16 protein-coding genes are annotated in these 13,968 nt (G+C 58.3%); 13 read left to right on the forward strand and 3 right to left on the reverse strand.

The window, feature by feature from the left end:
- The 4 genes from ACXJ5O_RS07415 to ACXJ5O_RS07430 all read left to right on the forward strand — a co-directional run.
- Window positions 1-740, forward strand: a 740-nt coding sequence (locus ACXJ5O_RS07415; protein ID WP_457299328.1) for an ABC transporter permease subunit, incomplete at its 5' end; no start/stop codon positions are given.
- Window positions 715-2,343, forward strand: coding sequence for an ABC transporter ATP-binding protein (locus tag ACXJ5O_RS07420; protein ID WP_457299329.1), 1,629 nt, complete (start codon window positions 715-717; stop codon window positions 2,341-2,343). The genes ACXJ5O_RS07415 and ACXJ5O_RS07420, both read left to right, overlap by 26 nt.
- A 76-nt stretch (window positions 2,344-2,419) precedes the next feature.
- Complete coding sequence (locus tag ACXJ5O_RS07425) at window positions 2,420-2,659, forward strand: type II toxin-antitoxin system VapB family antitoxin (protein WP_224506542.1); 240 nt, start codon at window positions 2,420-2,422, stop codon at window positions 2,657-2,659.
- Complete coding sequence (locus tag ACXJ5O_RS07430) at window positions 2,656-3,054, forward strand: type II toxin-antitoxin system VapC family toxin (RefSeq protein ID WP_457299330.1); 399 nt, start codon at window positions 2,656-2,658, stop codon at window positions 3,052-3,054. The genes ACXJ5O_RS07425 and ACXJ5O_RS07430 overlap by 4 nt, the downstream gene beginning before the upstream one ends.
- A gap of 2 nt (window positions 3,055-3,056) precedes the next feature.
- On the opposite strand, the gene ACXJ5O_RS07435 is transcribed toward ACXJ5O_RS07430, so the two are convergent.
- Genes ACXJ5O_RS07435 through ACXJ5O_RS07445 form a run of 3 tightly spaced genes read right to left on the reverse strand, consistent with a single transcriptional unit; the run spans window position 3,057 to window position 5,662 of the window.
- Window positions 3,057-3,992 carry a carbohydrate kinase family protein gene (locus ACXJ5O_RS07435; RefSeq protein ID WP_224506540.1) on the reverse strand — a complete coding sequence of 312 codons (936 nt, stop codon included), beginning with the start codon at window positions 3,990-3,992 and terminating at the stop codon, window positions 3,057-3,059.
- A 2-nt stretch (window positions 3,993-3,994) separates the two neighbouring features.
- Window positions 3,995-4,435, reverse strand: coding sequence for an RbsD/FucU family protein (locus tag ACXJ5O_RS07440; RefSeq protein ID WP_457299331.1), 441 nt, complete (start codon window positions 4,433-4,435; stop codon window positions 3,995-3,997).
- Window positions 4,436-5,662: an ROK family transcriptional regulator gene (locus tag ACXJ5O_RS07445; protein ID WP_457299332.1), complete on the reverse strand. Its 1,227-nt coding sequence runs from the start codon at window positions 5,660-5,662 to the stop codon at window positions 4,436-4,438.
- 235 nt (window positions 5,663-5,897) lie between these two features.
- Between ACXJ5O_RS07445 and ACXJ5O_RS07450 the strand changes: the two genes are divergently transcribed.
- From ACXJ5O_RS07450 to ACXJ5O_RS07490, 9 genes are all read left to right on the forward strand, one after another.
- Window positions 5,898-6,914, forward strand: a complete 1,017-nt coding sequence (locus ACXJ5O_RS07450) for a sugar ABC transporter substrate-binding protein (protein ID WP_183663250.1) — start codon at window positions 5,898-5,900, stop codon at window positions 6,912-6,914.
- 267 nt (window positions 6,915-7,181) lie between these two features.
- Window positions 7,182-8,261, forward strand: coding sequence for an ABC transporter permease (locus ACXJ5O_RS07455; RefSeq protein ID WP_183662943.1), 1,080 nt, complete (start codon window positions 7,182-7,184; stop codon window positions 8,259-8,261).
- The gene (locus tag ACXJ5O_RS07460) at window positions 8,261-9,031 is read left to right on the forward strand and encodes an ATP-binding cassette domain-containing protein (RefSeq protein WP_457299333.1); all 771 of its coding nucleotides are present in this window, start codon (window positions 8,261-8,263) and stop codon (window positions 9,029-9,031) included. Before ACXJ5O_RS07455 ends, ACXJ5O_RS07460 begins: the two co-directional genes overlap by 1 nt.
- Before the next feature lie 104 nt (window positions 9,032-9,135).
- Complete coding sequence (locus ACXJ5O_RS07465) at window positions 9,136-9,825, forward strand: D-lyxose/D-mannose family sugar isomerase (RefSeq protein ID WP_112531502.1); 690 nt, start codon at window positions 9,136-9,138, stop codon at window positions 9,823-9,825.
- Between the two features lie 221 nt (window positions 9,826-10,046).
- A complete protein-coding gene (locus tag ACXJ5O_RS07470) occupies window positions 10,047-10,673 on the forward strand; it encodes a nucleoside triphosphate hydrolase (protein ID WP_457299334.1) in 627 nt (208 codons plus the stop codon).
- A gap of 240 nt (window positions 10,674-10,913) precedes the next feature.
- A complete protein-coding gene (locus tag ACXJ5O_RS07475; RefSeq protein WP_457299335.1) occupies window positions 10,914-11,681 on the forward strand; it encodes an SDR family NAD(P)-dependent oxidoreductase in 768 nt (255 codons plus the stop codon).
- Complete coding sequence (locus tag ACXJ5O_RS07480) at window positions 11,678-12,595, forward strand: 2-dehydro-3-deoxygalactonokinase (protein WP_457299336.1); 918 nt, start codon at window positions 11,678-11,680, stop codon at window positions 12,593-12,595. Before ACXJ5O_RS07475 ends, ACXJ5O_RS07480 begins: the two co-directional genes overlap by 4 nt.
- Window positions 12,596-12,600: 5 nt before the next feature.
- Window positions 12,601-13,239 (forward strand): 2-dehydro-3-deoxy-6-phosphogalactonate aldolase, encoded by a 639-nt coding sequence (locus ACXJ5O_RS07485; protein ID WP_457299337.1) that lies wholly within the window; start codon window positions 12,601-12,603, stop codon window positions 13,237-13,239.
- On the forward strand, window positions 13,239-13,968 hold a 730-nt coding region (locus tag ACXJ5O_RS07490; protein WP_457299338.1), incomplete at its 3' end, for an SMP-30/gluconolactonase/LRE family protein. The genes ACXJ5O_RS07485 and ACXJ5O_RS07490, both read left to right, overlap by 1 nt.

Here is a 13,968-nt window from a genome sequence, read left to right on the forward strand (position 1 = left end):
ACAATACACAGGTCACCGCCACCGAAGAGGACGGCAAGACCCTTAAGCTGACTGGTGACGTCAAGCGCGAATATTTCCTTTTTGGCACCGATCAAAATGGCCGTGACCTGATGGCCCGTGTCATGCTCGGTGGACAAATCTCACTCACGATCGGCTGTCTCGCCAGTCTCGTGTCGCTGTTCATTGGCGTCATCTATGGTGCCATATCCGGTTATCTGGGCGGCCGGGTAGATAACGTCATGATGCGCCTCATAGAAATCCTCTATTCGCTGCCATTCGTTTTCCTCGTTGTCGTTCTGGTGGTGTTTTTCGGCCGGAGTTTCATCCTGATCTTTCTGGTGATCGGCGCTGTCGAATGGCTGGACATGGCGCGTATCGTGCGTGGTCAGACACTTGCCTTGAAGCGACGTGAATTCATCGGCGCGGCGCAGGCGCTCGGTTTGACCGACTGGCAGATCATCCGGCGCCACATCATCCCGAATACGATTGGACCGGTCGTTATCTTCGTTACGGTGGTCGTTCCGAAAGTGATCCTGCTGGAAAGCTTCCTCTCCTTCCTCGGGCTCGGCGTCCAGGAGCCGCTCACCAGTTGGGGTGCACTCATCTCGGCGGGTGCCGACAAGATGCAATCTTCGCCGTGGTATCTGATTTTTCCCGCCATCTTCTTCGTCGTCACGCTGTTCTCGCTGAATTTCATCGGCGACGGCTTGCGCGATGCACTCGACCCGAAGGACCGCTGAGATGGATATGCAAGCCAATGTCCTCTCCGTACGCGGCCTCAAGGTCGACTTCACCACGCCGGACGGCGACGTCAAGGCCGTCAAAGGTATCGATCTCGATGTAAAGCCGGGTGAGACGCTTGCTGTTGTGGGCGAATCCGGTTCCGGCAAGAGCCAGACCATGATGGGTATCATGGGCCTCTTGGCCAACAATGGCCGCGTTACAGGCTCAGCCAAATATCGCGGCCAGGAGCTGATCGGTCTGCCGCTCAAGGGCCTCAATGAGGTGCGCGGCGCCAAGATCACAATGATCTTCCAGGAGCCGATGACCTCGCTCGATCCGCTCTATACGATCGGGCGGCAGATCGCCGAGCCCATCGTCCATCACAAGGGGGTGAGCTTCAAGCAGGCTAAGGTGCGCGTGCTTGAATTGCTCAAGCTCGTCGGCATTCCCGATCCCGAACGCCGGATCAATTCCTATCCGCATGAAATGTCCGGCGGCCAGCGGCAGCGCGTCATGATCGCCATGGCGCTCGCCAACGAGCCAGACCTCCTCATCGCCGACGAGCCCACGACGGCTCTCGATGTGACCATCCAGGCCCAGATCCTCGATCTGCTGCGAGAACTGCAGAAGCGTTTTGGCATGGCGATCGTGCTCATCACGCACGATCTCGGCATTGTAAAACACTTCGCCGACCGCGTCGTCGTCATGCGTCGCGGCGAAGTCGTGGAGCGCGGCGATATCGAGCAAATATTCGAGCATCCAAAGGAAGACTATACCAGGATGCTGATCGATGCCGTGCCGAGCGGTGCCAAGGAGCCGCCGGAAGACAGCGCACCGATCATCCTCGAGGGCCGCAATGTGGCGGTGGATTTCGCCATCGGAGGCGGGTTCTTCACCAGGGCGACCAAGCTTTTTCGGGCCGTCGATGGCGTTACGGTCCGGCTGAAACGCGGACAGACCATCGGCATCGTCGGCGAATCCGGTTCCGGCAAATCGACACTCGGGCGGGCGCTGTTGCGGCTTCTGCCAAGCAGCGGCCACTATCATTTCGGCGACAAGAACATCTCGAATTTCGACCGCTCGGCCATGCGGCCGCTGCGCAAGGAATTGCAGCTGGTGTTCCAGGACCCCTATGGATCCTTGTCGCCGCGGCAGACCGTCGGCGAGATCATCACCGAAGGCCTGCTGATCCACGAGCCGCAATTGTCACGTGCCGAACGGGACAAACGCGCCATCGCGGCGCTGAAGGAGGTCGGGCTCGATCCGGCCGCGCGCAACCGCTATCCGCATGAATTCTCCGGCGGCCAGCGTCAGCGCATCGCCATCGCCCGCGCCATGATCCTGAAGCCAAAAGTGGTCATTCTCGACGAGCCAACGTCAGMGCTTGACAGATCGGTGCAAGGACAGGTGATCGAGCTCTTGCGCGACCTGCAGGAGAAGCATGGCCTCTCCTACATCTTCATCAGCCACGATCTGGCGGTGATCAAGGCGATGTCCGACTATGTGATCGTGATGAAGAACGGCAAGATCGTCGAGGAAGGCGAAACGGAGGATATCTTCGATACGCCACACGACACCTATACCAAGACGCTTCTGGCGGCTGCATTCGATCTCGAGTGATTGCTCTTGCATATGATAAGGGAAAAGCCCATTTTATAGACAGTTGCGTCTATACGTATAGACGCGGAGATATAGAATGGCGTTTTCCATAAAAGACAAGGCGACTGACGAAGCGGTCAGACGCTTGGCAAAATTGAAGAATACCAGCCTGACGGAGGCCATCCGCGAGGCCGTGGTGCACGAGTATGATCGTGCCAAGAAAGAAACTCCGCTGCAAGAAAAGCTGTCGAAGATTTTTGAAGAGTATCGAAAGTACCCAAAGACCGGCCTCGAAGCGGATAAGGCTTTCTTTGACGACCTTTCGGGTAATGAATGATCTTTGTTGATGCATCGGCCCTGATCGCCATCGTCGATGGCGAAGACGACGCGGTTTCGCTTGCTGCCCGCCTGGCGGGCGGTTCGTCCGTCTATATCTCACCCATGGTCGTCTACGAATCCATAACCGGCCTTGCGCGCAAAAGGGCTTGTACGATCGAGGTCGCTGAACGAGCAATCGATATCTTCATCGATCAGACCGACGCTCACACCCTCGATATCACCGCCGAGATCGGCAGGAATGCTGTCCAGGCGTTCAACACCTTTGGACGCGGCCGGCACAAGGCCGCTCTCAACATGGGCGATTGCTTCGCCTACGCCTGCGCCAAGGCGCATGACCTGCAGCTATTGTGCAAAGGTAACGATTTTCCCTACACCGACATAGAGATCGCCTGAGATTATCCGAGCTCGTTGCGCCACGGCGGATTGGCCCCAGCGCGCGAAACCGTCACTGCCGCCGCCTTGACACCCAAGGTCAATGCATCGCGGATCTGGGCTTCGGTCAGGGTAGTCAGGGCGGATTTCACCAGCACTCCGGCCTCTTGCAGCGAGGTCAAAACGCCCGCGGTAAATGTATCCCCGGCGCCAACCGTATCGACGACCGGTACGCGCTGCGCTGCGACGTGCACCGTGAGATCGGCGGTATAGCCGGTCACGCCGTCCGCCCCATGGGTGACGAGGATTAGTTTCGGTCCCTGCTGATCTGCCGGGACGATCCAGCGGCGGGCAATCTCGTCCATCGTACCGCTCTCGCCGAACCAGCGCATGTCCTCGTCGGAAATCTTGACGATGTCGGTCATGGCAATCATGCGGCGCATGCGGGCGAGGTGCTTCTCCTTGTCGGGGATAAAACCTGGCCGGATGTTCGGATCGAGAATGATCACGCGCTTTTCATGCTCGCGCGCCATCAGCGCCTCATAGGTCGAGCCGGACGGCTCCGGGATCAGGCTGATCGCGCCGAACTGCAGCGCGGTGACATTGTCGTCGAGCGCTGGCAGGTGTTCGATCGCGAGCGAGCGCCCCGCACTATTCTCGTCATAGAACATATAGCTCGCCTGGCCATCGGTCAGGCGCACGAAGGCAAGCGTCGTGGGCTGCTGTGAGATATGCGCATAATGTGTGCCGACATGATTGGCGGTCAGGCTGTCCAGCAGCATCTGGCCGAAGAAGTCCGAGGAAATTCCCGAGAAGAATTCGGTCGGAACGCCAAGGCGCCCCAGCGCGATTGCCGTATTGAAGACGGCGCCGCCGACATAGGGCGCAAAGGCCGGTTCTCCGGCATCACTCTTCCGCTGCAGCATGTCGATCAGCGCTTCTCCGCAACATAAAATCATTTCTAAATCTCTTTTCCTGGATAAATGACACCCTTGCGGATGATGATATTGGCATAAAGCCGAGGCTCGCCCGTCGCAATGATGGTGTGGGCGTTTTTCACACGCGCATAAAACGTATCACCATCGAGCGCAACCAGCGCAAAGCCCGGCACGCGTTGCGCGCAGACCGCTTCCATTTCAAGATGGACTGGATCGGCCAGCGGAGCATTGCCCTTCACCGACGCGCGAAACAGCGCTTGCGGCACGAAGTCATCGACCGGCAGCACCTGCAATATGGCATCGAGCAACGGGACCAGTGGCAGCCCATCGGCGCGGATCAGCCGCCGCGCATGTTCGAGCGCGGGATAGTTGCCGTCGACAAGCGCGATCTCGTCGCCGTGCCCCATGGCGCGCAGAGTTGCCAGAAGCTCAGGGCCTAGCATGGGTGGAATGCCGATCAGCACCTAACTGCCCTTCCTGAAAAGCTTCTGTCCCAGAAGATACCGGTCGGATAGCGGCAAACTGGCAGCGCCGAGCGCTCTCGCGTGAATGCCGACCGTTCCTTCGAAGATCGCTGGCAATTGAATGCCTTCCAGATCGAATGTCTCGACATGTCTGCGCACCGCATCGACGATCCGCGCCCGTACGCTTGCCGGCATCCAGCCATCGATGATGGCCGCCTCGAAGTCCACCACCGAGGACGACGCGATAACCGCCTGTGCGATCGCTTTGCCCGCACGCTCGATCCATGCGTCAAGCTCCACGCCCATCTCGCCCCAGTCTTCAGGCGAAGCCCAAAGCGGCGAGGGGTCCCGGCCAAGCTCGGTAACATCCCGTTCCAGCGCGGTGATCGACGCGATGTCAATCAGCTGGCGCGCAGTACCGTCCGGTCCTGGCACCGGCATCGAGCCCAGCGCACCGGCGTTGCCACTGCGGCCCGCATAAAGGCCGCCGTTGATAACGATGCCCCCGCCGATAAAGGAACCGATATAGAAATAGACGAAATCATTGACGTCCTTGGTCTGGCCGAACACAAGTTCAGCCCCGCAGGCGGCAGTCATGTCGTTCTGCAAATAAACGGGGAACGAACAAAGCGCCGCTACCTTCTCACGAATATCGCAGTCGCGCCATTCGTCCATCACTGCCTGCGGCGCGCCCACCGTATCGGCCCACTTCCACAATTCGAATGGCGCGGCAATGCCAATTCCAGCGACCCGTTCGCGCTGCTTTGGCGCCAGCGCCTCCATCATCTGCGTCATGCCCGTGGCAGCGAAGCTGAAGATCGGCTCCGGCGTTGGATAATCATAAGGCATATGCAGCATGGAACGAATGCGGCCGAGAAAGTCGATCAGCACCAGGTCGGCACTGCGCCGGCCGATCTTCAGTCCGAAGAAAAATGCGCCTTCCGGATTGAGCGACATCGGGATCAATGGTTGGCCGATGCGTCCGCGCAGGGGCTCCTCTCGCGACAGGAGCTCGTCAGCTTCAAGCATGCGCATGATGATCGAGCTCGTCTGCGCCGAAAGTCCGGTCATCCGGGCGATAGCCGTCTTTGCCAGGCTGCCATGCTGGCGCAGAAGCGAAAGCACCACACGCTCATTGTGATCGCGCATGCCACTTTGATTGGTACCGTGATGAAGCGTCGGCCTGGATCCTCCCGTGCCGGAACGCTCCGATACTCGAATACTCAAGGACCTGGTCCTCCCGTGAATATGGCGGACAATGGAGATATTGGGCAATGCTGTCAATATTAAATCAGAGTGATTTATTAATGTTGACACGTCGCGATGAGTGGTATTTGCTACGCGTCAACACTTGGCCGGAGGACTGTCTGAGGTGTTTACGAGGAACAGGGCGCGACTAGTGTCGGCCCGTCGCGCTGCCGCGCGATTTATGGGAGGAAGTGACATGCGTAGAAGCATTTATCTGAAATCAACAATCTTTAGCGCCGCCGCTGTGGCCATTGCTGCCTTTGCCGCTCCGGCCCAAGCCGCCGGTGTGGGCGCATGCCTCATCACCAAGACCGATACCAACCCGTTCTTCGTCAAGATGAAAGAGGGTGCCCTCGCCAAGTCGAAGGAACTCGGCGTTGACCTGAAGACCTATGCCGGCAAGATCGACGGCGACAGCGAAAGCCAGGTAGCAGCCATCGAGACCTGCATTGCCGATGGCGCCAAGGGTATTCTGATCACCGCATCCGACACGGCCGGTATCGTTTCCTCAGTCAAGCAGGCACGCGATGCGGGTCTCCTCGTTATCGCCCTCGACACGCCGCTCGATCCGGCCGATGCAGCCGATGCCACCTTCGCCACGGACAATCTCCTCGCCGGCGAACTGATCGGCAAATGGGCTGCCGGGACACTCGGCGACAAGGCCAAGGACGCCAAGATCGCATTCCTTGACCTGACCCCGTCGCAGCCAACCGTCGACGTTCTGCGCGACCAGGGCTTCATGAAGGGCTTCGGCATCGATGTCGTCGATATCAACAAGATCGGCGACGAAAAGGATCCGCGCATCGTCGGCCATGACGTGACCAACGGCAATGAAGAAGGCGGCCGCAAGGCTATGGAAAACCTTCTGCAGAAAGATCCCGGCATCAATGTCGTTCATACGATCAATGAGCCTGCAGCTGCCGGTGCTTATGAAGCTCTGAAGGCCTTCGGCAAGGAAAAAGACGTCCTCATCGTTTCCGTCGACGGCGGCTGCCCAGGCGTGAAGAACGTCGAGGCCGGCGTGATCGGCGCGACATCGCAGCAGTATCCATTGTTGATGGCGTCGCTCGGCATTGAAGCGATCAAGAAGTTCGCCGACAGCGGCGAAAAGCCGAAGCCAACCGAAGGCAAAAACTTCTTTGACACGGGCGTTTCGCTCGTCACCGACAAGCCTGTCCAGGGCCTCGAATCCATCGACGTCAAGACTGGCACCAGCAAGTGCTGGGGCTGATTTAGCGCCTTATTTCTCCACTTGTGGGAGAGAAAGGATTTTCTTGAATTTAGCCTCTTTGCCAAATTCATGGAAGATCCAGGCGAGGGGATTTGCAGTACACCAGCACTATCCCCTCTCTTGCGATTTCTAGCACTTAGCCAAGGCCAAGAAGCTGAAATCGCTTTCTCCCCGCAAGCGGGAGATAATCGGCATCCTCGCGCATAAGAACTCCACCGTATAAATGTCCCTGTCGGACTGCTATGAATATTTACAGGAGGTCACATTATGACAGACACACCGCAAACGCCTCGAACGCCTCAAGAATTCGAAAGCGCGGTGGCACGGGAAACCGCTGTTGCCAGCTTCGACACCCATGAGAAAAGTCTTCTCGAAAGGATCCGGCATTTCCTTCATTCCAGCCCGGCTTCCGTTCCCCTTATCGTTCTGGTGCTGTCGCTGGTGATCTTTGCAGTTATTGTCGGCTCGCGCTTTTTCACCCCGTTTGCACTGTCGCTTATCCTGCAGCAGGTGGCCATCGTCGGCATTGTCGGCGCTGCGCAAACCCTGGTCGTGCTGACCGCAGGTATCGACCTTTCGGTTGGCGCCATCATGGTGCTGACGTCGGTCATCATGGGCCAGTTCACCTTCCGCTATGGCATGCCGGTCGAGCTGGCCATCCTGTGCGGGATCGCGCTGGGTGCGCTGTGCGGCTTCATAAATGGCGTCCTCATCGCCTATCTCAAGCTGCCACCCTTCATCGTCACGCTCGGTACCTGGCAGATCTATCTGGCGACGACCTATATCTATTCAGCGAATGAGACGATCCGTGCCCAGGATATCGAGGCGAACGCCAAGCTCCTGCAATTCTTTGGCGAAAAGGTGCCCATAGGCGGCGCCACCTTCACCTACGGCGTCTTCATCATGATCCTGCTGATTGCCATACTCTGGTATGTGCTCAACCACACCGCCTGGGGCCGCCATGTCTACGCCATCGGCGATGATCCGGAGGCGGCAAAACTCTCTGGCGTCAGCACCAAGCGCGTGCTCATTGCTGTCTACGTGCTCGCCGGTCTGATCTGTGCGCTGGCCGGCTGGGTTTCGATCGGGCGCAACGGCTCGGTTTCCCCGCAGATCGGCCAGTTCGCTAACATCGAATCCATCACCGCTGTGGTGATCGGCGGCATGTCGCTGTTCGGCGGCCGCGGCTCCATCATGGGCATGCTCTTCGGCGCACTGATCGTCGGCGTCTTCTCATTCGGCATGCGCATGTACGGTACCGACGTTCAGTGGACGTATCTCATCATCGGTGTATTGATCATCCTGGCTGTCGCTATCGACCAGTGGATCAGAAAGGTAGCAGGCTGATGTCAAGAGAACCCATTCTTACAGCACGCGGACTGGTCAAGCGCTACGGCCGCGTCACAGCACTCGATCACGCGGATTTCGACCTCTACCCGGGCGAAGTGCTGGCGGTGATCGGCGATAACGGCGCCGGCAAATCATCGCTCATCAAGGCGATTTCCGGCGCAGTACGTCCGGATGAGGGCGAGATGACGCTGGAGGGCAAGCCGATCCATTTTCGCTCGCCCATGGAAGCACGCGACGCCGGGATCGAAACCGTCTATCAGAACCTGGCACTCTCACCGGCGCTATCGATTGCCGACAACATGTTTCTTGGCCGCGAAATCCGCAAGCCGGGCGTCCTGGGCAGCTGGTTCAGGATGCTCGACCGCAAGGCGATGGAAAAGAAGGCGCGGGACAAGCTGACCGAGCTCGGCCTGATGACCATCCAGAACATCAGCCAGGCAGTGGAGACACTTTCCGGCGGTCAGCGGCAGGGCGTGRCAGTGGCGCGTGCCGCCGCCTTTGGCTCGAAGGTCGTCATCATGGACGAGCCAACGGCAGCGCTCGGCGTCAAGGAATCCCGCCGGGTCCTCGAACTCATCCAGGACGTCAAAAAACGCGGATTGCCGATTGTGCTCATCTCGCACAACATGCCACACGTTTTCGAAGTGGCCGACCGCATCCACATCCACCGTCTCGGCAAGCGTCTTACCGTGATCAATCCGACGGAGTATACGATGTCGGATGCCGTCGCCTTCATGACGGGCGCCAAGGCACCGCCGCCCAGCTAGAACGCGACGAATTGGATGGAAACGATGGCGCTGGTTATCTCTCCCCTCGTGGGAGATAACCCGTTGCCACTTAAGCGACTACGGTTAAAGGATTTTTTTGAGAAATGAAACGTTCTGAAGTCAATGAGATCATCCGCGAGAGCGACAAGTTCATCCGCTCGTTCGGCTATGTCATGCCGCCTTTCGCCTACTGGTCTCCGGAAGAGCTGAAGGCCCGCACCGCGACCGATTCGAAGGCCATCCTGCAGGCTCGGCTCGGCTGGGACATCACCGATTACGGCCAGGGCAAGTTCGATGAACTTGGGCTTTTCCTCTTCACCACGCGTAATGGCAATCAGGAAGATCTGAAAAAGGGCGGCGGCATGCTGTACGCCGAGAAGATCATGATCAGCCGCGAGAAGCAGCTGTCGCCGATGCACCGCCATATCGTCAAGGCGGAAGACATCATCAATCGTGGTGGCGGCACGCTGGTGCTCGAGCTGTTCAACTCCAATCCCGACGGCAGCGTCGATGAGAAGACCGACGTGGAAGTGGCCACCGACGGGCGCATCGTCAGACAGAAGGCCGGAGGTCTGCTCAAGCTGCAGCCGGGCGAGAGCGTCACGCTTCTGCCGGGCAACTGGCACGCATTCTGGGGCGAGGGCGGCGACGTGCTGATCGGCGAAGTCTCCACTGTCAATGACGATCTCACCGACAATATCTTCCGCGAACCGATCGGCCGTTTCTCCTCTATCGACGAGGATGAAGCACCGCTGCATTTGCTTGTCTCCGACTACGACAAATGGCTGGCGTGAGCACTGACCTTATCTCCCCCCTTGTGGGGGAGAACGGGTTTTCCTGGATTTAGCCTCTTCGCTAAATCCTTGGAAAACCCAAGAGAGGGGATTTTGGAACATACCTTACGAAATCCCCTCTCTTGTGATTTCTAGCACTTAGCTTACGCTAAGATGCTGAAATCACTTTCTCTCCCACAAGGGGAGAGATAACCGGCATACCTTCCAATGAGCACACAACAATGCTGACTACCCTCGAAGATCTGGTTCCGGAGATACTTGCGCGGGCGGCAGGCACTCCTCGCTTGATCGTGGCGATTGCCGGTCCTCCTGGATCCGGCAAATCCACCGCGTCCGCCTCGCTTTGTGCGGCCATCAACTTGCAGGAAGCTAACGCAGCGATTGTCGTGCCGATGGACGGGTTTCATCTCGACAATGCCATTCTCGACGCGTCGGACCTGCGTAAGCGCAAAGGCTCACCGCCGACCTTCGACGTTGCCGGTTTCGAGGTGCTGTTGCGGCGGCTGCGTGAGACAAGCGAAGACGTCGTCATTCCTCTGTTCGACCGCAAGCTCGATCTGGCGAGGGCAGGGGCAGGCATCGTCAAGGCGGATCAGCGCATCCTCCTCGTCGAAGGCAACTATCTCCTTCTCAACCAGCCGCCATGGGACCGGCTGGCGTCACTCTTCGACGTGACGATCTTCCTCGACGTCGACCGGCTTGAACTTGAAAACCGGCTGGTGCAGCGCTGGCTCTCCCACGGCCATAATGTCGGCTCGGCGCAGGCGCGAGCGCTTTCCAATGACATGCCAAATGCCGAACTGGTGCTGGAGGAGTCGAGAGCGGCGGATTATACCGTCAAAAACTGATTTTTAGGATAGAGAGCGAAAGCCAAAACATTTTTCTCTCGAACTTCGACGATTCCTGCGCAAGCAGTCCCGAAACTGGTGCAAGAATGTGCGATTCTGGCGCAGAATTTTCCACCAGTACGGGAAATTTGGTTGTGCCTGGTAGCATTCTCGGTCCCTTGACTTTCACCCTTGCAAGATGACAATCCTGCTCCGCCAATACCGTTCCAATAGTGGAATTTTCCTTGTGAGTTTCCTGCCATGATGCCCTCTGCCATATTTCCGGATCTGAAAGACCGTTCGGTACTCATTACCGGGGGAGGGTCGGGCATCGGTGCCGCCCTCACCGAAGGCTTCATTGCCCAAGGCTCGCGTGTTGCCTTTATCGACATCGCCGAGGAGGCCTCGCAGGCCCTCTTAGATTCCCTGGACAAACAGTACGGCAACCGGCCCCTTTACCTCAAAGCGGACCTTTCCAACATCGACGCCCTGCGGAACGCGATTGCGCAAGCTATTGATAACAATGGACCAATTACAGTTCTCGTCAATAACGCGGCTTGGGATGACCGGCACGATATCGACGATGTGACCGTCGAATATTGGGACAAGAACCAGTCGATCAATCTGCGTCCGCAGTTTTTTGCGGCGCAGGCGGTCGTGCCCGGCATGCGTCAATCGGGTGGCGGTTCGATCATCAATTTCACCTCGACCTCCTTCATGATCAACCAGGGCAATCTGCCCGCCTACACGGCGGCAAAGGCCGGAATCATCGGTCTTACCAAGGGATTGGCGGGGCGGCTTGGACCGGAAAAAATTCGCGTCAATGCCATCGCACCGGGCTGGGTGATGACTGATCGCCAGCGCTCTCACTGGGTCACGGAGGAAGGCCTCCGGGTCCATCTCAACAAGCAGGTTCTACGTGAGGAAATCCTGCCCGGCGACATGGTCGGACCGTGCCTTTTCCTTGCCTCCGACGCCGCCCGCATGCTCAGCGCCCAGACGCTGATTGTTGACGGTGGTTACCTGTGAGCAATTCAGCCTGCTACGCGCTAAGTGATTGGGGAACAAGCCGTTTTCGCCTCTGGCTTGTCGACGGCAAGGGGCATGTTCTAGCTGAGAAACGCTCCGATGACGGCCTCGATACATCCCGTGCTCGTGGTTTTACACAGACGCTGGAAGGCCATTTGTCAGCGCTTGGTGCGCCTGCTGATCTGCCAGTCATCATCTGCGGAATGGCCGGATCGCGGCAGGGCTGGGTCGAAGCCAATTACGTCCCGGTCCCGGCTGATCTTAAGGCCATCCTTTCCGGCGCAGTGAAGATCGAAGGTATCGCGCGCGATGTGCGCATCATCCCTGGATTGTCGCAATCCGGGAGTTCTCCGAATGTCATGCGCGGCGAGGAAACCCAACTGCTCGGCGCGATTCTCGATCGCGATTTATCCAATGGAATCATTGCGATGCCGGGGACGCACTCCAAGTGGGTCACATTGGAAGAGGGGAGGGCGAAGAGCTTCTCCACCTATCTTACGGGTGAACTTTACGCGCTGCTCGCCTCGCAATCGATCCTGCGTCATTCCATTGGTGATGCCGCGACATCCGCTTCGCCGGACCATCCAGAATTCAAGGCTGCCGTCGAACTCATGTTGTGCGGTAAGCGGATGCTTGGCGAACTCTTCGGTATTCGCGCCGCCATGCTGCTCGATAATCTATCCCCGGAAGGCGCTGCATCGCGTCTGTCGGGTCTGCTCATCGGCGCGGAAATTGCCGGCGCGAAAGCAAAATCTGGAAGCAGGGTAACACTCGTGGCTTCAGGTGCGATGGCTGCGCTCTACGGCAAGGCGCTTCATATTGCCGATCTCAATTTCGATCTCGTCGACGCCGACGAAGCCGTGAGGAAGGGCCTTTTCGTAGCCGCGTCCAGCATTTGGCCAGCCAAAGGATAGTTCATATGTCTCAAGTCTCCGCTCCGTGGCCGAAGCTGAAGCGCGATCTCATCGCAATCCTGCGCGGCGTCAAACCGGATGAGGTTCTGGCCATTGGCGAGGAACTGGTCGAGGCGGGTATCGACGTTATCGAAGTACCGCTGAATTCACCGGAACCGTTCCAATCCATTGAATTGCTTGCGAAAAAACTGCCAAGGCACGTTCTGATCGGCGCGGGTACCGTGCTTGATCCGGCCGATATCGCGCGGCTCGATGCGGCAGGCGGGCGACTGATGATCAGTCCGAACGTCGATCCCGAGGTGCTTGCGGCTGCAACCAAAGCGGGCATGGTAACGATGCCGGGCGTCTTCACGCCAACTGAAGCTCTGGCTGCACTGAAGGCCGGCGCATCCGGCCTCAAATTCTTCCCTGCGAGCGCCCTCGGACCTGACGGGATCAAGGCGATCAGCGCCATTTTGCCGAAGGGGACGGTGATTGGTGCCGTCGGTGGTGTCGATGAGACAACGTTTGCTGCCTATAAGAAGGTCGGTGTTCGCACGTTTGGTTTGGGCTCGAGCCTTTACAAGGTCGGTGCCACGTYGTCGTTCGTCCGAGACCGCGCGAAGGCGACGGTCGAGGCCTATGATCGCGTCTTTGCCGGGTGATGATTGTGCAGCAACCGAAGATCAGTCTGTTCCACGATGAGCCCGTCCAGCTCGGCGAAGGGCCCGGCTACGATCCGCTGACGAAGACAGTGTGGTGGTTCGATATTGTCACCGGCCGTCTATTCGAGAAGCCTTTGGCTGGCGGTACGACCAAAGTTCATGCTCTTGGGCAAATGGCGAGCGCCCTTGCTGTCATCGATGAGAAGCGGCAGCTGATTGCGACCGAAACCGGGCTCTTCATCCGCGACCGGCAGACCGGACATTCAACGATGCATCAGCCGATCGAGGCCGATAATCCCGCGACCCGGTCCAACGACGCGCGCGTTCATCCCGCTGGAGCGTTTTGGGTCAGCACAATGGGAAAGACGCAGAAGGGAGCGGGCTCGATCTATTGGTATCGCCAGGGCGAATTGCGCAAGTTATTCAGCGACATATCGATTCCCAACTCGATCTGCTTTTCCCCGGATGGTCGCATTTCTTATTTTGCGGACACCGGCAAGAACATCATTTGGCGCGTCGACACCGATCCCGAGACAGGCCTTCCTATCGGTCAACCCGTGTTGTTCTACCAGCATAGGGAGAAGGGCGGGGTCGATGGGTCCGTGGTCGATGCGGAAGGAAATTTGTGGAACGCTTGCTGGGGAGGTTCCTGCATTAGTGTCTTTTCGCCGGCGGGAAAGCGCCTCCGCTCGATCGAAATGCCGGTCCGCCAGCCATCCTGCCCGGCGT

This window comes from Phyllobacterium sp. P5_D12, assembly GCF_054049495.1.